Consider the following 632-nt stretch of genomic DNA (forward strand, 5'->3'; position numbering starts at 1 on the left):
GGTTTTAACTCCTCAGGAAATCCGTGTTTTTCTGTTATATCTTTATCTATTTTGAAGTAGTGCTCTATTGATTGATATAAGTGTGTCCCAAGCGGGATTGATGTATCCATAAAGGTCATGGCTGTGGCGTATGCCAGTGAATCCCATTGACGATTTGAACCACCTACATAAAAAGTAGGCTTGGTAAAGCGATAATGTTTAGGGTATTTTAACGGCACCATAAGAGATACAAACACACGTGAACCACCGCGGGCTGAACCGACATTACGCTCATTTGCACCATAGCAAACAATGTCTTCGTAAGGTAAATAAAACGGTTTTCTAAACAAAGTATGAGGGGTTTTTACAAGCCCGGTATGGCGATTAAAATAAAAATTATCTCGGTGCGCTAATATTGCCCGGTGTTTCAGCATATAAAAACCAACAATAAACATAGGTGCATATATAGCAAATGGCACCCACCGATAATCCTCCCACACAAAACCAATAACAACCAAATCAACGAAAAAAAACATAACTGCAGATACCATTAGCAAGAAGCTTAGAGCAGTAAATAAATTTGACCACCCTCCAAACCATGAAATAGCCAACTGCTTACCATCGCTCTCTACCCAATGTCCCTCAAGCGTTGA

1 pseudogene is annotated in these 632 nt (G+C 39.9%); it reads right to left on the minus strand.

Annotated features, from left to right (window positions below):
• Positions 1-515: pseudogene (locus H5187_RS23910) on the minus strand (hypothetical protein); the annotation flags it as partial.
• Positions 516-632 lie beyond the last annotated feature (117 nt).

It is taken from the genome of Pseudoalteromonas sp. SG44-1, assembly GCF_014164315.1.
Lineage (GTDB): Bacteria > Pseudomonadota > Gammaproteobacteria > Enterobacterales > Alteromonadaceae > Pseudoalteromonas > Pseudoalteromonas rhizosphaerae.